Annotated in this window: 21 protein-coding genes, 1 tRNA gene and 8 pseudogenes; 18 read left to right on the top strand and 12 right to left on the bottom strand. The window is 61.4% G+C overall.

What is annotated here, in order from left to right:
* Positions 1-445: 445 nt before the first annotated feature.
* Positions 446-2,251, top strand: a complete 1,806-nt coding sequence (locus NWI_RS14780) for an autotransporter outer membrane beta-barrel domain-containing protein (RefSeq protein ID WP_244374925.1) — start codon at positions 446-448, stop codon at positions 2,249-2,251.
* Positions 2,252-2,535: 284 nt separating this feature from the next.
* On the opposite strand, the gene NWI_RS14775 is transcribed toward NWI_RS14780, so the two are convergent.
* From NWI_RS14775 to NWI_RS17170, 8 genes and pseudogenes are all read right to left on the bottom strand, one after another.
* A complete protein-coding gene (locus NWI_RS14775; protein ID WP_049750588.1) occupies positions 2,536-3,231 on the bottom strand; it encodes a GGDEF domain-containing protein in 696 nt (231 codons plus the stop codon).
* Positions 3,232-3,237: 6 nt separating this feature from the next.
* Positions 3,238-3,363, bottom strand: a pseudogene (locus NWI_RS18615) (PAS domain-containing protein); the annotation flags it as partial.
* A gap of 154 nt (positions 3,364-3,517) precedes the next feature.
* Positions 3,518-3,802, bottom strand: a pseudogene (locus NWI_RS18610) (hypothetical protein); the annotation flags it as partial.
* An 898-nt stretch (positions 3,803-4,700) separates the two neighbouring features.
* Positions 4,701-5,180, bottom strand: a pseudogene (locus tag NWI_RS14765) (zinc-binding dehydrogenase); the annotation flags it as partial.
* Between the two features lie 12 nt (positions 5,181-5,192).
* A pseudogene (locus NWI_RS18050) lies at positions 5,193-5,540 on the bottom strand (ATP-binding protein); the annotation flags it as partial.
* A 105-nt stretch (positions 5,541-5,645) separates the two neighbouring features.
* Positions 5,646-5,693, bottom strand: a pseudogene (locus tag NWI_RS18520) (hypothetical protein); the annotation flags it as partial.
* On the bottom strand, positions 5,690-6,700 hold the full coding sequence (locus tag NWI_RS14755) for a recombinase family protein (protein WP_011316033.1): 1,011 nt from the start codon (positions 6,698-6,700) through the stop codon (positions 5,690-5,692). The pseudogene NWI_RS18520 and the gene NWI_RS14755, both read right to left, overlap by 4 nt.
* Positions 6,701-6,725: 25 nt before the next feature.
* Positions 6,726-6,875, bottom strand: a pseudogene (locus NWI_RS17170) (GNAT family N-acetyltransferase); the annotation flags it as partial.
* A gap of 91 nt (positions 6,876-6,966) precedes the next feature.
* Here NWI_RS17170 and NWI_RS18325 point away from each other — a divergent pair.
* The 7 genes and pseudogenes from NWI_RS18325 (at position 6,967) to NWI_RS14720 (ending at position 11,039) form a co-directional block, all read left to right on the top strand.
* On the top strand, positions 6,967-7,119 hold the full coding sequence (locus NWI_RS18325; RefSeq protein WP_244374923.1) for a hypothetical protein: 153 nt from the start codon (positions 6,967-6,969) through the stop codon (positions 7,117-7,119).
* A gap of 119 nt (positions 7,120-7,238) precedes the next feature.
* Positions 7,239-7,667 (top strand): annotated as a pseudogene (locus NWI_RS14745) (integrase core domain-containing protein); the annotation flags it as partial.
* Between the two features lie 114 nt (positions 7,668-7,781).
* Positions 7,782-7,871, top strand: a tRNA-Ser gene (locus tag NWI_RS14740).
* Between the two features lie 375 nt (positions 7,872-8,246).
* On the top strand, positions 8,247-9,014 hold the full coding sequence (locus NWI_RS14735; protein ID WP_011316030.1) for a DUF5131 family protein: 768 nt from the start codon (positions 8,247-8,249) through the stop codon (positions 9,012-9,014).
* Positions 9,014-9,595 (top strand): three-Cys-motif partner protein TcmP, encoded by a 582-nt coding sequence (gene tcmP / locus NWI_RS14730; protein WP_011316029.1) that lies wholly within the window; start codon positions 9,014-9,016, stop codon positions 9,593-9,595. Before NWI_RS14735 ends, tcmP begins: the two co-directional genes overlap by 1 nt.
* 79 nt (positions 9,596-9,674) lie before the next feature.
* Positions 9,675-10,196 (top strand): hypothetical protein, encoded by a 522-nt coding sequence (locus NWI_RS14725; RefSeq protein ID WP_011316028.1) that lies wholly within the window; start codon positions 9,675-9,677, stop codon positions 10,194-10,196.
* 9 nt (positions 10,197-10,205) lie between these two features.
* The gene (locus NWI_RS14720) at positions 10,206-11,039 is read left to right on the top strand and encodes a DUF3883 domain-containing protein (RefSeq protein WP_011316027.1); all 834 of its coding nucleotides are present in this window, start codon (positions 10,206-10,208) and stop codon (positions 11,037-11,039) included.
* A 3-nt stretch (positions 11,040-11,042) separates the two neighbouring features.
* Here the strand turns inward: NWI_RS14720 and NWI_RS14715 are convergent, their stop codons facing one another.
* Both NWI_RS14715 and NWI_RS14710 read right to left on the bottom strand, forming a co-directional pair.
* Positions 11,043-11,426, bottom strand: a complete 384-nt coding sequence (locus NWI_RS14715) for a hypothetical protein (RefSeq protein WP_011316026.1) — start codon at positions 11,424-11,426, stop codon at positions 11,043-11,045.
* Between the two features lie 131 nt (positions 11,427-11,557).
* Positions 11,558-12,022 (bottom strand): zinc ribbon domain-containing protein, encoded by a 465-nt coding sequence (locus tag NWI_RS14710; protein WP_011316025.1) that lies wholly within the window; start codon positions 12,020-12,022, stop codon positions 11,558-11,560.
* A gap of 127 nt (positions 12,023-12,149) precedes the next feature.
* On the opposite strand from NWI_RS14710, the gene NWI_RS14705 reads away from it, so the two are divergent.
* The 9 genes from NWI_RS14705 (at position 12,150) to NWI_RS14670 (ending at position 16,690) form a co-directional block, all read left to right on the top strand.
* Positions 12,150-12,410 (top strand): hypothetical protein, encoded by a 261-nt coding sequence (locus NWI_RS14705; RefSeq protein ID WP_041345163.1) that lies wholly within the window; start codon positions 12,150-12,152, stop codon positions 12,408-12,410.
* A gap of 77 nt (positions 12,411-12,487) precedes the next feature.
* The gene (locus tag NWI_RS14700; RefSeq protein WP_011316024.1) at positions 12,488-12,823 is read left to right on the top strand and encodes a DUF2190 family protein; all 336 of its coding nucleotides are present in this window, start codon (positions 12,488-12,490) and stop codon (positions 12,821-12,823) included.
* Positions 12,823-13,134: a head-tail joining protein gene (locus tag NWI_RS14695; RefSeq protein ID WP_011316023.1), complete on the top strand. Its 312-nt coding sequence runs from the start codon at positions 12,823-12,825 to the stop codon at positions 13,132-13,134. The genes NWI_RS14700 and NWI_RS14695 overlap by 1 nt, the downstream gene beginning before the upstream one ends.
* Positions 13,131-13,763: a DUF6441 family protein gene (locus NWI_RS14690; RefSeq protein ID WP_011316022.1), complete on the top strand. Its 633-nt coding sequence runs from the start codon at positions 13,131-13,133 to the stop codon at positions 13,761-13,763. The genes NWI_RS14695 and NWI_RS14690 overlap by 4 nt, the downstream gene beginning before the upstream one ends.
* 132 nt (positions 13,764-13,895) lie before the next feature.
* A complete protein-coding gene (locus tag NWI_RS14685) occupies positions 13,896-14,561 on the top strand; it encodes a hypothetical protein (RefSeq protein ID WP_011316021.1) in 666 nt (221 codons plus the stop codon).
* Between the two features lie 5 nt (positions 14,562-14,566).
* Complete coding sequence (locus tag NWI_RS14680) at positions 14,567-15,277, top strand: PIN domain-containing protein (RefSeq protein WP_011316020.1); 711 nt, start codon at positions 14,567-14,569, stop codon at positions 15,275-15,277.
* Positions 15,278-15,303: 26 nt separating this feature from the next.
* The gene (locus NWI_RS17165) at positions 15,304-15,447 is read left to right on the top strand and encodes a hypothetical protein (RefSeq protein WP_202943780.1); all 144 of its coding nucleotides are present in this window, start codon (positions 15,304-15,306) and stop codon (positions 15,445-15,447) included.
* Between the two features lie 23 nt (positions 15,448-15,470).
* Positions 15,471-16,415 carry a phage tail tube protein gene (locus tag NWI_RS14675; protein WP_041345162.1) on the top strand — a complete coding sequence of 315 codons (945 nt, stop codon included), beginning with the start codon at positions 15,471-15,473 and terminating at the stop codon, positions 16,413-16,415.
* 2 nt (positions 16,416-16,417) lie between these two features.
* Positions 16,418-16,690, top strand: a complete 273-nt coding sequence (locus NWI_RS14670) for a hypothetical protein (protein ID WP_011316018.1) — start codon at positions 16,418-16,420, stop codon at positions 16,688-16,690.
* Between the two features lie 114 nt (positions 16,691-16,804).
* Here the strand turns inward: NWI_RS14670 and NWI_RS17160 are convergent.
* Both NWI_RS17160 and NWI_RS17155 read right to left on the bottom strand, forming a co-directional pair.
* A pseudogene (locus NWI_RS17160) lies at positions 16,805-17,562 on the bottom strand (IS5 family transposase).
* A 79-nt stretch (positions 17,563-17,641) separates the two neighbouring features.
* A protein-coding gene (locus tag NWI_RS17155; protein WP_244375026.1) for an IS5 family transposase occupies positions 17,642-18,402 on the bottom strand; the annotation gives its coding sequence in 2 pieces (ribosomal slippage) (positions 17,642-18,097 and positions 18,100-18,402; 759 coding nt in all).
* 32 nt (positions 18,403-18,434) lie between these two features.
* On the opposite strand from NWI_RS17155, the gene NWI_RS14640 reads away from it, so the two are divergent.
* Positions 18,435-19,786 (top strand): IS3 family transposase gene (locus tag NWI_RS14640; protein WP_148203761.1). Its coding sequence is split into 2 segments (ribosomal slippage): positions 18,435-18,771 and positions 18,771-19,786, totalling 1,353 coding nucleotides; the frame shifts between segments, so codons are not numbered across the junction.
* The last annotated feature ends 33 nt before the right edge of the window (positions 19,787-19,819 follow it).

Raw genomic sequence — 19,819 nt, 5'->3', positions numbered from 1 at the left:
CACAGAACTCTGCCCTGATAGGGGAAAGATATCGGACGAGGATTCGGCCCGTGCGATAGTCGCTCGGCAGGACTATAATACCTCTACATCCCAACGTGGGGATAATAATGTGGCCTCTCGACCACAGCCGCGCGGAAAATGTGGCTTCATCGCGGCAGGACTCAGCCATACGCTTTCGACGATCCCGACTCCACGTTATGCTTCGTGCGTCTGCTATCGGTTATTGCCGCGTATCTATCTATTTCCTAATACAGGCCAGCACAAAGCCGGCTGTCCCCCGGGGGTGTTATCAATGAATGTTGTTGTCCGCGCATCCATGCCTGGAAATGGCGCTCTTCGTCGCCGCGTCGTAGCCGGTGGCGCGTTCGCCTTTGCGCTATCGGCATCATCCGGAGCGATCGCGGCTTGCACGGGCTCGGGGACGCTCGTCGGTCTTGGCGCTGACGTGCTGCCGTTTACGGCGGGCGGGGCGGCCGTGAACTCGCTGGTTTCAGCGATCAACGCGACCAACACCGTCTTCCTCACCCAGTCCACCGCCTTCGTCAGCGCGCCCGCCAACGCGGCGCCCAATCAGGAAGGGGGCGGCATCTGGGTGCGCGGCATCGGCGGCGAAATAACCACGCGGAATAACACGACGACATCCAACGTTTCGGTCGGCGGTGTCGCCAGTCCGGGTCAGATCGACTGCAATAACTCTTCGCGCCTGAGCTTTTCCGGGGTGCAGCTAGGAACCGATATCGCGCAACTTAACTGGAACGGCTGGAACGTCCATCTCGGCACCACCGTTGGTTATCTCGGCGCCAGGTCCAGGGATACCTCTTCTGCCGGATCCGAGAATCCGTTCGGCGGCACCTTTCAGAATTCTCTACAGGTGCCGTTTGTCGGCATGTATGCCGCCGCGACCCATGGCGGTTTCTTCGTCGATGGTCAGATCCGCCTCGATTACTATCAAAACACCCTGAGCGATCCCAACGTCAGCGGCATTTTCAACCAGAAGCTGGATGCGCGCGGCCTGTCGTTCGCTGGCAACTTTGGCTACCACCACCAACTTCCCAACAACTGGTTTATCGAGCCGTCGGCGGGTATCGTCGTCTCGCGGGTTCAGGTCGATCCGCTCAACATTACCGGTACTCTTGTTCTGCCGACGGCCGGTGGCATTTCCCTGCCGGGTACGTTGCGCGTCGACGATATGTACAGCGCGCTCGGCCGCTGGAGCCTGCGCGCCGGCACCAATATCGTCTCCGGCAATATCGCGTGGCAACCCTTCGGTACCGCCAGCGTCTTTCATGAATTCCAGGGCGGAGCGAACGCCTCGTTCACGGGCTATTTTCCGATTCCGGGTTTTGATGTCGCCGGCAACGTTCGCACCAGTTCGATCGGCACTTACGGTCAATTCGGCCTTGGCGTGGCGGCGCAGGTATTGAATACTGGCTGGCTGGGCTACCTGCGTGCCGACTACCGCACCGGTTCGAATATCGAGGGCTACAGCCTGAACGGTGGCCTGCGTTATCAGTTCAGCCCCGATCAGGTCGCCGGCGCACCGTTGTTCGCCAAGGCCCCTGCCATGGGGGTTGCTCCCTATAACTGGACCGGCTTCTACATCGGCGCCAGCACCGGTGTTCTCAATGGAAGGACCGATTGGAGCTTCCCGGGCTTCGGCACCGGCGCCAATCCGCGTTTCGCTGGCTTCGCCGGCGGTGGCCAGATCGGCTACGACTGGCAGACCGGACCGTGGGTGGTCGGTATCGAGGGTGCGTTTAACGCAAGCAACGCCAACGGTGCGCGTTCGTGCCCCAACGCGTTGTTCTACACCTGCAGGAATGAGATCGACTGGCTTGGCACGGCCACAGCCAAACTCGGATACGCGCTGTGGAGTCGATCGCTGGTTTATCTGCGTGGCGGCGCCGCCTTTGGTAACACCCGGATTGTCTCGACCTGTAATACGGGGCCGAATGGCCAGTATATCGACTACAGCATTCCAGCCTTGATCACGCAGCCGGGCTGCGGCGCCAGCAGCAGCAGGACTGCCGTCGGCTGGACCATCGGTTACGGCGCCGAGTTCGCGCTGTCTCGCAACTGGACAGTGCGCGCGGAGTCGAACTACTTTGACCTCGGCACCGAGCGCCACAGCCTGGCCCAGGGCGGCGGCATCCCCCCGATCCAGGTCGATGTCCGCAATCACGGCTTCATCTCGACCGTTGGCTTGAACTATCGCTTCCCGATCGAGCCGGTGCTGGCGGCGCGCTATTGAATCCAGAGCTATCCGCCGTCAGCAGCGTTGATAGGTTGCTGACGGTCGACACAATCTGATCCTCGTCCGACACGTGAATCGAAACGGCGATGTGGGACTGGAAAGAACTACAAACTCGCTGAAGGACCAAGAGGGGGAGGTCTCGCGTGCCGGTTGAAAGGCAAGACGGCCTCACCTATCAGAAACTGCGGCTATTGAGGGAGCGTTCCCAACTCCTCGGCGTTATCGACGTCAACGGCGGTCTCGCTGAATGAGGTCGATCTCGCGCTGCGGTTCGCCAAGCCTCAAGTGAAGCCGGCTGAGTTGCCGGCCGCCGGGTCCGGCGCCGCCACGCATCCCTCAGGCATCCGCCCGCCCGGCTTGAGCCCGGCAAACACCGTGCGATTGCGTCCCGCGGTTTTTGCATCGTAAAGCGCCTTGTCCGCAACGCCGAGAGAGCGGTGCAGGGAAAAGCTGCTTGCGGGACCTGTCGTCACACCAATGCTGACTGTCGCAACCACGGTGCCATCCTCAAGCGCGACGGGCTCCCCATCCATCGACGCCCGGATTCGCTCGGCCACTTCGAGCGCTTCACGCCTGGAGCAGTGGGGAAGATAAACGGTGAACTCCTCGCCGCCGAGCCGTCCGACCAGATCCTGTTTTCTGACCGCCGCGCGAAGCCTTGCGGCAGCGACTGCAAGGACCCGGTCTCCGACCGGATGGCCGTAAGTATCGTTTATCGACTTGAAGTGATCGATGTCGAGCATCAAAAGGCTCGACTGACGACGCGAGCGAGGGCTGCGATCGATCATCGTGGTCACCCTATCAATGAATGCGCGCCGCGTCAGCAGGCCTGTCAGCTCATCCTCGGTGGCGATGCGTTCCAACTCATGGGCGAGGCGTTCGCGTTCCCCGGCGAGGAGATAGGCTTCATGGACGTCCGTGCTGGTGCCGAACCATCGGATGATCTGACCGTCGTCGCCATGGATCGGCAGCGCCATTACGCGCAACCAGCGATACTCGCCCGACCGGTGACGGAAGCGATAATCGATGTCGTATGGCTGCCCCGTCCGCAGAGTCGAAAAAGCGTTGATTGGCGATACCCGCAGCACAATCTTCCGGAGAAAGACCATAGGTTCGCGCGACGTTCGCATCGGCCGTCACCAAGCTGGTCTGGGGATCGAGGGTCCAGATGCCGACCATTCCGGAGCCATCCAGCGCCAGACGCAACCTCTGCTCAGATTCTGAAAGGCTGCGTATGCGCCGCATAAAGACGGAAATATCCGAAGCAACTCCGAGAACGGCGAGCGGCTTTCCGTTCGATCCCATGACAGGCGTGAAGTCCAGGTTGAACCAGTGCGTACGATGCCCGCCATCGGCTGCCAGCCGGATCGGCTGCTCGCGGAAACTCAGGGCCTTTCCAGCCAGCCCGCTTTCCAGAACACTGGCATAGAACGATACGCTATCTGGCAACACATCAAGGACTGACCTGCCGTTGACCGTACCGGTGGTCTCAATGAAGAGGCTTTGCGCGCTGTCATTGGCAACGAGGATTCCCTTTGGCCCGATCATCATCGCCATGGGAGAAAAGGAGTGCGCCATCAGGTTGGCAACCGTCAGCAAGGCTTGGTCCCAATCGTCGAAGCGGGACAGGCCGGCCGCCGACCAGTCGAGCCTTGTCAGCGTGCGCAGCCATTTCTTTCCACGCTGTGGACCAGCGGATACCTGCGATGAACCGACATGGTTGCTCATCCATCGAGTTCTCTCTGACTTGCTTCGACCCGCCGGCTTGCCGCCGCCTATCGACGGAGCTGGCTTACAACCGGCCGACGACCATTGATGATCCGCCCTCGGCCGATAGAATCTGCCGTACAAACGTCCTCGACAACGAAAAGTTTTATCCGGCGAGGATGATCTCTCTTTGAGGTTAAGTAAGTCTGCCTGTAAACATCAGTATGCTACGTCGGCTGGAAGTTATGGGTTTCCAGAGTGAAGATTAGCCCGCTATCGGGGGTTCGCGGACCAGATCCGCTCTGTATGGCAATGTCCTCAACGTCGGGCGAGGGACTCCGGCCAGTCCCTGAACGCCATCGACCAGATTTGGAAGTCTCTCGTTGGGGCCGGTTGAATTTGTTGACGAGCGTCTGATTGATCGGCGTGCCTTCGAACTCGAAGTCGTATCATGATCCCGCTGTCCGGATGATCTACACATGCTTTGTTCGCATGCATCTGTATCGCTCCTGGCGCAACGCCGCCACGAAGAGCATGTGTTTTTCCGCGGCGAGTCAATTTACATGCGGCTAACGTCCGGTTCGGTTAGGTTGGCCGGTCGATGAACGCGTCAACTCTGCTGTTCGACCCTGGGTTTTGATGAGCCTCTCAAGTGACGCAAGACACCGGCTGGCGACAGTGCCGTCGCTTTTCCGAAAAGGATAGTCCTGCGGGAATGTGCCCTGCCTTATCGGTGTACTTATCGCTGCGTGGGAAGCCTGACAGTCTGGCCTGCCACATCGATCGCCACCTTGCCCCGAAGCCCGCGGGAGCTTCCACCCTCAAGCAATTCATGCGCATCGCCCACCCGAGCGAGCGGAAGCACTGCGCCGATCACAGGTTTGATCAGGCCGCGTTCGATGAGGTTGGTCAGCGCGTCGAGCTTGCCTCGATTCTGACGGGTGAACACGAAATGGTAGGCGGCGTTCTTTCCCCAAGCCTCGATCAGGTTCTGCGGCTGTGCGATGTCGACGATGCTGACCACCCGTCCGGCATCCGCGAGGGCGAGGGCGCTTCTCGTCAGGGTGTCGCCGCCGATGGTATCGAATACGACGTTCACCCCGTGCCCCTGCGTCAGGTCAGCCACTGCTGAAACGTAGTCATCGGAGATGTGGTCGATGATTTCGTCCGCTCCGAGCGAACGAACGAATTCATGGTTGTAACGGCGCGCCGTCGTGATGTGTCAATCGGCTCACAAATTTGACCCCGTATCGGCGTCCAAATTTGACCCCTTCGCGCGGCGTGGTTTGAGGGTAGCGCTCGGCCCGTCGGAGCTGGCCGGGATTGCGGAGACGGGACGAGCGCGGGTGGCGTGATCGTCGTCGCGGCTTTTGAATCGCCAGCTGTCGTTGCCGGTCTCGACAATGTCGCAGTGGTGGGTGAGACGGTCGAGCAGCGCGGTTGTCATCTTGGCGTCGCCGAACACGCTTGGCCATTCGCCGAAGGCGAGATTGGTTGTGACGACGATGGACGTACGCTCGTAGAGTCTGCTGACGAGATGGAACAGGAGCTGGCCGCCGGATTGAGCGAACGGCAGGTAGGCGCGCACCGCTTCCGCGACAGCCTCGGACGACACAAGGCGATCCCGCAGCCCCGCCAGCACGCGCGCCTCGATCTCGTCGCGCCGGATCGTGCGGCCGTTGTCGCAAATGCCTTTGCGCAGATGGTTGCGGCAGGCATAGCGGTCGGTCATGACCATGCTGATCCTGCCGCCGCAGCAGCCGCAGGTAAGCAGGCCGGAAAGAAGGGTGACGGCCGGTTGGTCAGATATAGACGCTTGGCGCGGCCCTCGCGGGTGTTGGCTAGATTGGGGCCGAACAGGGCGGAGATGCCGCGCTGGCGCTCCCGCACCGCCTGCCAGAGCGCATCGTTCACGATCCGCAGATGCGGAACCTCGGTCCTGATCCACGCGCTTTCCGGGTTGATACGCGACACGCGCGTGCCGGTCTCGGGGTTGTTGATGAAGCGCTGCCGGTTCCACGCGAGAACACCGGCATAAAGCTCGTTGTTGAGGATGCCCGTGCCGGCGAGCGGGTTGCCGCGAATGGTGGCGTCGATCCATGCCCGATTGCGCAGACCCGGAACACCCTCCCGATTCAACTGGAAGGCGATCTCCTTCGGACTTCTGCCGGAAGCGTATTCGCGGAAGATACGGCGCACCACCTCGGCCTCGTCCTCGACAATCGCCCGCTCGCCCCGGATCGGCTCGCCGCTGGCGTCGAGCTGGTGGACGACACGATAGCCATAGGCGGCCCTGCCGCTACCGCTCTTGCCAGCTTCGACACGTCCGCGCTGGCCGCGATGGGTCTTGATGGCGAGGTCCTTGATGAACAGCGCATTCATGGTGCCCTTGAGGCCGACATGTAGCTCGTTGATCTCGCCTTCGGACAGGGTGACGATGGATACGCCGGCGAAGCGCAGGCGTTTGAAGACAGCCGCCACGTCCTCCTGATCGCGGCTGATGCGGTCCAGCGCCTCGGACAGCACCATGTCGAAGCGGCCCGCCTGTGCGTCGGCCAGAAGCGACCGGATGCCGGCGCGGAACATGGAAGACCCGGAAATGGCCCGGTCGGAATAGGTTTCCACCACGGTCCAGCCCTCGCGCTCGGCGCGTTCGCGGCACTGGCGCAACTGATCCTCGATAGAGGCGTCTCGCTGGTTCTCGGAGGAATAGCGGGCGTAAAGGGCAATGCGGATCATTCTTGTTGTTCCTTCCTCTGATCGGTCATTCGCTCTGCGCGGCGTCCAGAGCGTCAATGATGGTCTTGAACGGCAGGATCAGGCTAAGCGGGCTGCTGTCGAGCAGCGGCATCGCACCGAAACGCTCATACCAGCGCGCCGCTTTCTCGTCCTTTGCGTCGATAGCCAAGCCGACCGCGATCTGCCCCTTCATCGGCGACCAACCCTTCTGGGCGCGCCGCTTGGTTGCACTCGGCGTCGGGCCGCAGCCACTCGACAAGCGCAAGATGGCGGCCGACGACCTCGCGGCCGCCCTTCGGGCCATGGATGATCCCGGCATGCGCGCTCGCGCGGCCGATCTCGGAGCCGCGATCAACGCGGAAAACGGTGTGGCCTCGGCCGTCGGGTTTATCGAACAACGTTCGGCCAAAGGCGCATAGGGAGCGAGGACGCCGGTTCCAGAATGCAGACAGCCTCGAAGTACTAACCGAAGCGGACCAGAGTGCGACGCCATGCTGCATATTGAGTGGTGGCACCATGCGACCTACAGCTACATGTGGCAGCTCAGTTCCTGCGCAACCTCATCGTGGCAGTTCCCTATGCCATCCACACGGTGCTGACGGACAACGGCATCCAGTTCACCAACCACGCCCGTCACAAATATGCGTTCCACCACATCTTCGATCGCGTCTGCGACGAGAACGGCATCGAGCACAGGCTCACCAGGATCAACCATCCCTGGACCAACGGACAGGTGGAACGGATGAACCGCACCATCAAGGACGCCACCGTCAAGCGCTTCCACTACGACAATCATGACCAACTGCGCCGGCACCTTCAGGACTTCATCAAGGCATACAACTTCGGTCGAAGGCTGAAGACGCTCAAAGGCCTCACACCCTACGAGTTCATCTGCAAACGATGGACTTCAGAGCCCGATCGATTCATCATCGATCCAATCCATCAAATGCCGGGACTGAACACCTAGAGCTCCCGATGCAGCTCTCGATGGCGGTGAGCACAGCATATTGCTAGGGAAATCCCGGCGCCACAGATCCTCTCTCTTGCAAAAACTGGTGCGCCGCCTATGAGAAGGGGGGCTGGAGAGATGGCCGAGTGGCTTAAGGCGCACGCTTGGAAAGCGTGTGTGCGGGAAACCGTACCGTGGGTTCGAATCCCACTCTCTCCGCCACTTTCAAGTTGCGAACCTGCCACGAGGCCCCCAAGCGGGGCTTTTTTCTTTTTATCTCAAAGGGGTTTGGCTGCCGGGTCCGCCCTGCGGAGACTGGCAGCGCGGCGGATATCGGTCTCTGAACGGCCAGCGTCTCTCTTCGAGCGCCCTGCCTGCACAGTAGGTCGGGTTCAAAAAGTGACGCTATGCCAGCATCTTAACAAGAACCTGCCTCGGCGAAGTTGCCGTGGTGACATCCGGCAGGCAGTGGACCGGAGACACCCACAGGCGGCGTGGTCTCGTGCAGCAGCGCGGGCAAGTATGCAGAAGACAGCCGAAATGGGATTCCCTCATTTGCCACAATCGCTTAGAGTTATCCACAAAAGGGTATGAGGCATGGCACAGAAATCCGAGATCGAGTGGACGGACGCTACGTGGAATCCCGTCACCGGCTGTACCAAGGTCGGTCCGGGTTGCGACAATTGCTACGCAGAGCGCTTCGCGGAACGCTGGCGTGGTATTGTCGGCCATCCCTACGAACAGGGCTTTGACCTGAAGCTCTGGCCCTCGCGGCTAGAGCAGCCCTTCCTGTGGAAGAAGCCTCGCATGATCTTCGTCAATTCGATGAGTGATCTCTTCCATAAAAACATCGACCGCACCTTCATCGACCAAGTGTTCGATGCCATGGAGCGTGCGGACTGGCACGTCTATCAGGTGCTGACCAAGCGCAGCTCGCTCATGCGCAACTATGTCCGAGCGCGCTATTCGGGTGGTCCTGTACCACGTCATATCTGGCTTGGCGTCTCGGTGGAGGATGCTGCACATACCAGCCGCGTCGAGCATCTGAAGGGGGTTAACTCTGAGGCGCGCTTCATTTCGTTCGAGCCTCTCCTGGGGCGGATCGAAGATGTAGACCTGCGTGGCATCGCTTGGGCCATCGTCGGTGGCGAAAGCGGTCCTGGTGCCCGACCGATGCAGGCCGACTGGGCACGACGGCTCCGTGACATCTGCGATCGCGACGACGTGGCCTTCTTCTTCAAGCAATGGGGCGGTGCCCGGCCGAAGTCAGGCGGCAGACTGCTCGATGGCGAGGAATGGAACGGGTTCCCTTGGCAGATAGTCCCCAAACCGATTCTTGACGCTCTGCAACCCGAGAGCGTTTAATGCGGCTTAACATCAACCATTACCAGGGCCGAGAACAGTCGTTTATCAAACACTTATTCTTGCAGAAGTATCTGGAGAATGCGGCCTACAAACTTTTTCAGGGACGTTCGCCCGTCTTTAATTTTGTCGATGCTTTCGCCGGTCCTTGGCGGAATTCGGACTCCGAATCCCTGTCAGATACGTCGTTTGCTCTCGCGCTGACAACGCTCGAGAATGTCCGAGGTATCCTCACGAATCTCGGCCACTCGAATCTCAGGGTCCGTTTCCGATTCTGCGAGAAGAACCCCGAGTCTCTCGCCAAGCTCCAAGCATTTGCAACAAGCAAAACTGATTTCGATATCAAGGTGTTCTCAGGCGCGTTCGAGGACAACCTTTCAGGTATTCAGGCAGCTTGCAGCGACGTTCGAGACAGCTTCACGTTCACATTCATTGACCCAACCGGATGGAATGTCGATAGCCGCCCGATCTTCTCGTTTTTGAAGGATCTGCGCGGTGAGGTTCTGTTCAACTTCATGTCGGAGCATGTGAAGTCATGCGGGATGGGATGGTGTTGCGACATCGGTCGGGCGCTTCCTTGCTGACCCGGCCTGGCGGCCGGCTTTCGAGGCTCTTCCCGACATTTCCAACGAGGAGAAGGTTCTCAGGCTCTTCAAGGCGAAGATGAAGGAAGCGGGTGCTGCCACGCATCTGCCCGACATCGTGATCCGTAAGCCTCGGGAAGACCGCATCAAGATGCGGCTGATCCTTGGCACGCACAATTCGCACGGAGTTTCGGTTTTTCGTGATGTGCAGGCACTCGTCGAAAAGGAAGCCATTCGTACAAGGCAGAACATCAAGATAACCGAGAGTGGCCAACCGTCATTGTTCTCAGAGGAACAGATCATTGAGTTCGAGGCTCAACGCGACGGTGTCGGTTGCGCCGCAAACATGGGTTGGGCGACCGAAACGCTGCTCGGGCTGGTGCGATCACAACCAGGAATCGCGTTCGAAAGCGCTGCGCCTCTCGTCATGGAGCAGGTTCCTGTGCGCGGGACCCACGTCAAGGACATCGCTGTGGGCCAGCACAAGGCGGGCTTTTTGCGTTTCGATTTGCCGCCGGGGAAGCGCAAGCCCCAAGCCGACACAAAGCTCTATCCCGCGACATCAGAAGCTGCTGATGACAGGCCGACTTCTTCCCTCTAGCCTGGCGCAATGTCGAACGGGCCCTGGACGGATGAAGAGAACGACCTGATCGTCGCGGATTACTTCGCGATGCTGGCCGACGACATCGCCGGGCGTCCCTACAATAAGGCCGAGCACGACCGGCAGCTTCAGGAACGGATCGACCGCACACGCACGTCGATCGAGTTCAAGCACCAGAACATCAGTGCGGTGCTGAAAGGGCTCGGCGAAGACTGGATCCCCGGCTACAAGCCGGCGTTCAATTTCCAGATGACGCTGGTCGATGCGGTGGCGCGCTGGCTCGCGTTCAATCCCGACTGGCTCGGCCAGATGCCCGGCACGCATCCGGCCACCGGCCTGCAAGAGGCCGCGCAGCTCTGGATCGGCCCACCTCCCACGCTGTCCAACCAGCCACCGCCGCAGGAGCTGGAGCAGATGCTGCACATCGCCCGCAAATTCGATGTCGCGGGGCGGGACGAGCGAAATCGCAGTCTCGGTCGCGCGGGCGAGGAACGTGTGCTGGCGCATGAACGGGCGTCGCTTCAGGCCGTGGGGCGTGAGGATCTGGCGCGGAAGGTACGCTGGGTGTCGGAAGAGGATGGCGACGGCGCGGGCTATGACATTGAGAGCTTTGCACCGGACGGGCGGTCGCGCCTGATCGAGGTGAAGACCACGAATGGATGGGAGCGCACGCCCTTCCACATCACCCGCAACGAACTGGCCGTGGCCGAGGAGCGGCGCTCGGAATGGCGCCTGTTCCGGCTGTGGAATTTCTCCCGCGAGCCGAAGGCCTTCGAGTTGCACCCGCCACTGGACGCGCATGTCTCGCTGACCGCGACCACGTTTCAGGCGAGCTTTCACTGAGGCTCAGTCGAACACCCGCTCCGGCTGCTCGTCCCATGGCAGGGCCGCGACATCGGTCAGTTTCAACAGGGTCACGACAGGTACGTCGCGTCTGTAGACCAAACGTTTGAGGACACCGGGCGCGAGGTAGGCGAGCCGCAGTTGTCGGCTAACATGGCGCTCTGCGAGCCCAACCGATTTCGCCAGATCGGTGACCGTATTGAATTCGCCAGCTTCCATGCGCCGTCGCCAGCCCCAAGCCCGGCCAATGGCGCGAAGGATGTGCGGATCCTGTGTCCGGTCTTCGCTGGGCAGATAGTTGGCAGGCGGCATGATCTTCGGCCGCCCGTTCTGCTTGCGGACTTTGAGCGGGACGAAGAGTTGGATGGTATCGTCGGTTTTGATCATTCAGCCGCCTCCCTTGTTCGTGGTGCCATCATGTCCCGCATGACGCCCGAGACACCGTCAGTCCGAACATCGATGACCAGCCCCTCAGCCGTCACGGTGACCCTTCGCACCAGCAACTGCACGATCCGGGCCTACTCCGCAGGGAATAGTTGGCCCCAGACGTCCTCGAACTTTTGCAGTGCGGAGATCGCGTCCGTCTCGGCAAACGCGTGACCCTCACGCTCCAAGTGGGCAATGACCTGCGCCGTGATTTCCGGGCCGCGCATGACCCGCCGCAATTCGTTCACGACGGCTGCTTCCACTGTATCGGCAGGGAGGCGATGCGGAATGTCCTCCTCGCCGGTTTCGCGGTTCCGGATGACGTCCATCGAGACGTAGTATCGGTATCGCCGTGCACCCTTCTTCGTGCTGCTCGGTGTCATGGCGGCACCTGTGGCCGTAAAGATCAGTCCCTTCAGGAGTGCAGGCGCTTGGGCGCGGCTATTGTTGGCCCGCTTGCGCGGGCTCTCCCGCAGGATGGCATGGACCTGATCCCATAGCCGCTCGTCGATGATGGCCGCATGCTCGCCGGGATAGGCCTTACCCTTGTGTGTCATTCGGCCTGCAATATTGACCCTCTAAGCCGGGGGATCGGCGTCCAAAATTGACCCCCTGAAGGTTGGTCTGTTGCGCTGCCTGCTTTGTAACGAAGCAGGTGGTGGGAGATGCTGGTCGTGGAGATGATTGCGCGGATACGGCGCGATCCGCACGCTGGCGCCGATCAGCGAGCCCCGGCTCGATGCCGCCAGCGAGACCGCCTGGTATCTGGCGGCCTCACCGGCCCAGATCGACACCATCGAGTATGCCTATCTCGAAGGGCAGCAGGGCGCGTACATCGAGACCCGCAACGGCTTCGACGTCGACGGCGTCGAGATCAAGTGCCGCCTCGACTTCGGCGCCAAGGCCATCGACTGGCGCGGCCTCTACAAGAACCCGGGCGCGTAACGCGCACCCCATCCCGAACCCTGACATCCGGGCGGTCCTGACGGGCCGCCCTTCGCTTTTCCGAAAGGACCCTCGCGATGAAGAACTACGTCCAGCCCGGCAACACCATCACTCTGACCGCCCCCTATGCCGTCGTCTCCGGCGACGGCCTGCTCGTCGGCTCCGTCTTCGGCGTGGCCGCAGGCACCGCCGCCAGTGGCGAACCCGTCGAGACCGCGCTCGTCGGCGTCTTCGACCTGACGAAGGTCGGCAGCCAGGCTTGGACCGTCGGCGCAAGGGTCTATTGGGACGATACCAACAAGCGCACCACGACCGTTTCGACCGACAACGCGCTCATCGGGGTGGCCGTCGAGGCCGTGGCGAGCGGCGCGGGCGACACCATCGGTAGGGTGCGCCTGAACGCGAGCTTCTGATGAGTGCTTTCGCCGCCGCGCTCAGTGCGCTCTTCGCCGATCCGAACATCGGGCGGGACGCGGTCTACATCGCCAATGGCGGCGTGTCCGTTCCGGTGCGCGTCGTTGCCCGACGGGCCGATGCGATCACCGACTTCGGTGATGCGCGGCTCTGGTCGGAAACAACGCGGATCGACCTGCGCGTGACCGAGGTTCCGAACCCGCGTCCCGGTGATCGCATCGAGATCGGCGGCGACGCCTTTCTCATTCAGGGTGAACCCGTTCGCGACCGCGAACGGCTCGTCTGGACTCTCGATCTGAGGCCCGCATGAAACTCGGCGTCAGCATCGTCGGCGATATCGTCCGCCTGATGGACGAGGAGGTGAAGGCCGGTGAGAAGGCCGTCACATCAGCAATGCGCGACGCCGGGACCGGCCTCAAGACCGCCTGGCGCGCGCAGATTACCGGCGCGGGTCTCGGGGCGCGGCTTGCCCGCACCATCCGGTCGGAGCAGTTCCCGAAAGGCAGGACCAGTCTCAATGCGGCTGCGCTGGTCTGGTCGAAGGCGCCGGTGATCGTCGGCGCGCACGACACCGGCCCGCTGATCCGCTCGAAGAACGGCTTCTGGCTGACGATCCCGACGCCTGCGGCGGGCAAGTCCCTGCGCGGCGGGCGGATCACTCCCGGTGAATGGGAACGCCGCACCGGCCTGCGCCTGCGCTTCGTCTATCGCCGCACCGGTCCGAGCCTGCTGGTCGCCGAGGGGCGGCTGAACAGCAGGGGCCGTGCGGTTGCGTCACGGTCGAAGACCGGTCGGGGGCTGGCCACCGTGCCGATCTTCCTGCTGGTCCCGCAGGTCAGGCTGCCGAAGCGGCTGGACCTCGCACGGGACGCCGAGCGGATGCGCGATGCGGTGCCGGGGCAGATCGTGGCGAACTGGGTGGACGGGCGAATGCCTTGAAATAGCTGCTGCGGCAGGCACCGCTAGTCTTTTCTGGTCTCCCGGCGTTTCGCAGCAGCGACGAGAGACCATCTAGAATTCCAGACCTGCGTCAGGCTATGGATAGACCACTAAAAGCACGGGAGCGCCAAGGTGTCGACACAGGGAATAGAAGCATTTCAGGATCTGACGTTGGCACCAGCCCAAGGCGACCTGAACGCAATCCGAACATGCCTTGTGAACCATCAGACGCCGGACTGGGTTCATGATGCAGACCAGGAAACAGAACTTCGCAAATATTCTGGCGGCGATGAAGACATCATCCAGTTTCGTTACGTCGGTTCCGACCGACCGATGGCGGCACTGACCCTATGGCAGCGAGAAAATGGATATGCCGTTACGAACATTGTGCCCGCCGAGCAAGGTCAGCTGAGTGTCTCCGAGTACAACGCCTTATTACAGGACTTTGTAAGAAAAGTAGTCCAGCCAGCCCAGCGGGAATTCGAATTCAACGTCAACATCACAGAGCCTGTCCGCCAGCTCGATAGCTGGATTTCGAAGGGTGCTGCAGAATCTTTGCGGCGCTTTTCAGTTTTGGCAAACAAAAGCACAACCAATTCTCATCCCAATGATGCTGAGCGATGGGAGCAATTTGTTGTGGCGGTGCACCTCGGTGGGCCGCCACTCGGCACCGATATTCTTATTCAATGGCTCGTCGAGATCGACGGGTGGGATGAGCAATCCGCGCAAAAACTCGCCATCGACTACGAAAAGGGAATTTCTCTTCTTGAGACGTATGATCGCCTCACGAGGGGATAAGCGCCGTGACACTCCAAAACTTGGATGACATCGTTGCGGCTCAGGTTCCTCTAATCTTGCCAGATACATGCATTCTGCTCGATATCTTGAGATCACCACGCCGCGATAACGTGGATGCACGATCAGTTCTGTCTGCTAAGGCAATCGCAGAGGCCGTCAAACTGATCGGATCAGTTGGCTCAGTCGTTGCCAGCCAAGTTTGTGACGAACTCAGCGATAACCGGGGAAGAGTTCGTCAGGAGACGGAAGACGGTCTACGCAAGCTGCAGATTGAGCTGCAAAGGATTGATGGCTGGAGCGGCGCGCTCGGTGTGAACGGTCAAGCTGATCTTTCACACGGGTTGAACGCCGTTTCGCGATGCGAGTTAATCCTCGTGGACTGGGTCGACGCTTCTCTCGTTGCGCCTACGACTGACACTCTGACTGGGCGCGCCCATCGAAGGATGATGCAGAGAGCCACACCTGCGCGCCAAGGTAAAGATTCGTTTAAGGACTGCCTGGTTGTCGAAACCTACCTGACGCTCGCGAAAGAACTCCGCGTGAAGGGCTACACCGAGAGAATTGTCTTTGCCTCTTCGAACACGGCGGAGTTCATTGAGCGACCAGGCTCGCAGCTACATGCTGATATCGCGCAGGAGTTCGCGGTGGTTGGCATCGAATATGCTCGCGCCCTGCACGAAGCGGCTTACAGGCTGGGCTTAAATACCCAAGCCTGAGCACTGACAGGTTACAGGCTCATTGCATGCCCACCGCTCGCGGAACCATCCTATGGGTGGAGGCGGAGGCCCCACAGCCCGTCGATCTGCCGGTGGATGGCGCGGCCAGCCTGAAGGCGGCCGTCATCCCGGTGGTACTGCATTATTCCACAGCCGACCCGCTCGGCTGAACCCCTTCGACAAGGAGACCGATATGGCACGCGCCCAAGGGGCGCGGGCGCGGATGGCGCTCGCGTTCGAGACGACCTATGGCACGCCGCCCGGCAGCGGCTACACCCGGATGCCCTTTGCCAGCGCCACGCTCGGGGCGGAACAGCCGCTTCTGAACTCGGAGCTTCTGGGCTATGGCCGCGATCCTCTTGCGCCCATCAAGGACGCGGTGACCGCCGATGGCGATGTGGTGGTGCCGATCGATGCCGAGGCCTTCGGCTTCTGGCTGAAGGCGGCCTTCGGCGCGCCGACCACCACCGGAAGCTCGCCCGGTCCATATACCCATACGTTCCAGTCCGGCAGCTGGACGCTGCCCAGCATGGCGATCGAGACCGCCATGCCCGAGGTGCCGCGCTACGCAATGTATTCCGGCGTGGTGCTGGACCAGCTCAGCTGGCAGATGCAGCGTTCGGGCCTGCTCACCGCCACCGCGCGGCTGGTGGCGCAGGGCGAGACCGTGGCCACGACCAGCGGCGCGGGAACACCGGCGGAACTGGACCTGATCCGGTTCGGCCACTTCAACGGCTCGATCAAACGCAACGGCACCGCCCTGGGCAACGTGGTTTCGACCGAGATCACCTATGCCAACAATCTCGACCGGATCGAGACCATCCGCGCCGACGGCATGATCGACGGCGCCGATCCTTCGATTGCCGCGCTCACCGGCCGCACGGAGGTCCGCTTCGCCGACAGCACGCTCGTCAGCCAGGCGATCGGTGGCACCCCTTGCGAACTGGAATTCGCCTACGGCCTGACCTCGGGCCAGAGCTTCACCTTCACCGTCCACGCCGTCTATCTGCCGCGCCCGCGGATCGAGATTTCCGGACCGCAGGGCGTGCAGGCCAGCTTCGACTGGCAGGCCGCGCGCGACGCTGCGCTGGGACGGATGTGCACCGCCGTTCTCGTCAACGACATCGAAAGCTACTGACCATGATCCGTCTCGACCTTTCCAGTGAGCCGAAATGGCTCGATCTCGGGGCTGGCCTGCGCCTACACGTCCTGCCCGTCACCACCGCGATCATGGTCGCCGCACGCAACGATCCGGCGGTCGAGGCGCTGCCCGAAGGGGCGAGCAAGGAGGAGCAGGCACTGGTCATGGCGAAGGCGGTCGCCCGCCGCGTGGTCACCGGCTGGGAAGGTGTCGGCGATGCCGACGGCGATCCAGTTCCCGTCACACCGGAAGGGATCGACGCGCTCCTATAGCGTTTTCGAGCGAAGTGGATACCGGTTCGCGTGAAGAAAACGCGTTAAAACAAGATCATAGAGCCTCGCTTCTGATTCCGTCAGAAGCGAAAAGACTCTAGGCCGGATCGACATTCACGGCAGCCAGATCAGGGCTGCGGCCAGGTGAACGAAGCCCGTGAAGTGAACGGTTCGCCTGTCGTAGCGGGTGGCGAAACGGCGGAAGTGCTTGAGACGGTTGAAGCAGCGCTCGATGCGGTTGCGGTGCTTGTAGAGACCGGCGTCATGCGGGATGATGATTTTGCGCGTCCTGTTTGAGGGGATCACCGCTTCGGCGCCCATGCCGGCGATGAGTGCACGCAAGGCGTTGCTGTCATAAGCCTTGTCGGCCAGCACGGCGTCCCCGGCCTGGGCTTCGAGCAGCGCGGGGGCTTGTGTGATGTCTCCGACCTGCCCGGCGGTGACGATGAAACGCAAGGGTCGGCCCAGCGCATCGGCGAGCATGTGGACCTTGGTGGTCAGTCCACCTCGGGAACGCCCCAGCGCCTGATCCTTGGCCCCCCTTTTCCGGTAGCCGCCTGCTGATGGGCTCGAACGATGGTTGAGTCGAGCATCAGATACTGGTTGTCGCGATCGGCTGTCAGGGTGGAGAACACCCGTTCCCACACACCAGCATGGCACCACCTGCTGAACCGCCGATGCACCGTCTTCCAGCGGCCATAGCGCTCCGGCAGGTCACACCAGTGCGCGCCGGATCGCAGCACCCACAGGCAGCCGTTCACAAACAACCGATTATCCGATCCCGTCCGTCCCGGATCAGAGGCCTTGCCTGGCAGCAACGGTGCAATCTTCGCCCACTGATGATCGCTCAGCTCATACCGCTTGATCCCCATCGTGCAGCTCCGTGTCAGAATCACGGAACCCTATGAATCAGCGATCAGACCGCCTGGGAATCCTGAATGTCGATCCGGCCTAGGTCATCGACTCATTAAATCGCAACCAGATGCGGATTGAGGCGAGCTTGATGGAGGTGAGGAAGTTGTCGTCACGTTTGTCATATCTGGTGGCGACGGCGCGATAGTGCTTGATTTTGTTGAAGAAGCGTTCGACCAGATTGCGCTTGCGATAGAGCCGTCTGTTGAATTGCAAGGCCGCAACGCGATTTGGCATCGGCTTCACATTGGCTCTCGCGCCGCGCGCGGCCAGCGTTTGACGCAGGGCGTTGGAGTCGTAGGCCCGGTCGGCCAGCAGCACGTCGCCGCGTTCGACGGTGTCGATCATGTCCTGCGCGCTACGCCCGTCATGGGCCTGGCCTTCGGTGATCTTGAGGACGATCGGCAGGCCGCAGGCATCCACCAGCGCGTGGATTTTGGTGGTCAGCCCGCCGCGCGAGCGACCTATGCAACGGGATCGCGTCTGTTTTTTTGACCGTTGGCCGCATGTTGATGCACGCGGATCGACGACGAATCGATCATTTGGATGTCGCCATCGTAAGCCTTTGAAACAGCCGACAGAATGCGATCCCACACGCCTGCCTTGCGCCACCGGTTGAAGCGGTTCACGCAAGTGGTATGCGGGCCGTAGCGCGCTGGAATGTCCGCCCACGGCGCACCGGTGCGCAGCCGCCAGAAAATCCCGTTCAGCACCCGCCGATCATCCACCCGTGCAACGCCGCGCGACTGTCCGCCGTCAGGGCTCTTGAGACAGTTTAGGGGTTTTCGGGAAGGGAGGATTTCTGGATCATCGCAGCCAATTTGGAGCGCAGATGAGACAGAAATCCGGGCCGGAGAAAGCACCGGCAGAGCAGGTCGTGAAGGACATCCGCCGGGCAACGCGCCGGCAGTTCTCGGCTGAAGAGAAGATCCGCATCGTGCTGGAAGGCGTGCGCGGCGAGGAGAGCATCGCCGAGCTGTGTCGGCGCGAGGGGATCGCCTCGTCGATGTATTACGGCTGGTCGAAGGAGTTCCTCGACGCCGGCAAGCGCCGTCTCGCTGGTGACACGGCCCGCGCCGCGACGTCGGACGAGGTGAAAGAGCTGCGCCGTGAGGCGCAGGCCCTGAAGGAGGCCGTGGCCGATCTCACCCTGGAAAACCGCCTGCTGAAAAAAAGCATGCTCGCGGATGGGGAGGACGACACATGAGGTATCCTGCATCCGAAAAGGCCGAGATCATTCGCCTGGTCGAGGCCTCGCATCTGCCGGCACGGCGAACCCTGGACAAGCTCGGCATCCCGCGCGCCACGTTCTATCGCTGGTACGATCGCTATCTCACCGGTGGGATCGAGGCTCTGGCCGATCATCGCTCGCGGCCGGATCGTGTCTGGAACCGGATTCCTGACCCAATCCGGGCCGAGATCGTCGAGCTGGCGCTGCGCGAAACGGAGCTGAGCCCGCGCGAGCTGGCGGTGCGCTTCACCGACGAGAAGCGCTACTTTGTCTCGGAGGCGTCGGTATATCGGCTGCTGAAGGCTCATGATCTCATCACCAGCCCAGCCTATATCGTCATCAAGGCGGCGTCTGAGTTCAAGGACAAGACGACAGCGCCCAACCAGCTCTGGCAAACCGACTTCACCTACCTGAAGATCACGGGTTGGGGCTGGTATTATCTCTCGACCGTGCTCGACGACTTCTCCCGCTTCATCGTCGCCTGGAAGCTCTGCGCCACGATGCGGGCGGATGACGTCACCGCCACGCTCGATCTGGCTCTGGCGGCATCGGGGCTCGACCAGATCACGGTCGCGCATCGGCCGAGGCTGTTGAGCGACAACGGCGCCTCATACATCTCGGCCGAACTCGCTACCTGGCTCGACGGCAAGGGCATGAAACACGTTCGCGGCGCGCCGTATCATCCCCAGACGCAGGGCAAGATCGAGCGCTGGCATCAGACCCTGAAGAACCGCATCCTGCTGGAAAACTACTATCTGCCCGGCGACCTTGAACGGCAGGTCGCGGCCTTCGTCGAGCACTACAATCACGGCCGCTATCACGAGAGCATCGATAATCTCACGCCCGCTGACGTCTACTTCGGCCGCGGGCAGACCATCCTCACCGAACGCGAAAGGATCAAACGCCAGACCATCCACCAAAGACGCTTGCAGCATCACCTGCAGGCCGCCTAACTGTTTGATCCCGGCATTTGATGGTGCATTATT

Source organism: Nitrobacter winogradskyi Nb-255, assembly GCF_000012725.1.
Lineage (GTDB): Bacteria > Pseudomonadota > Alphaproteobacteria > Rhizobiales > Xanthobacteraceae > Nitrobacter > Nitrobacter winogradskyi.
This window is presented reverse-complemented; position numbering and strand designations above follow the sequence as displayed.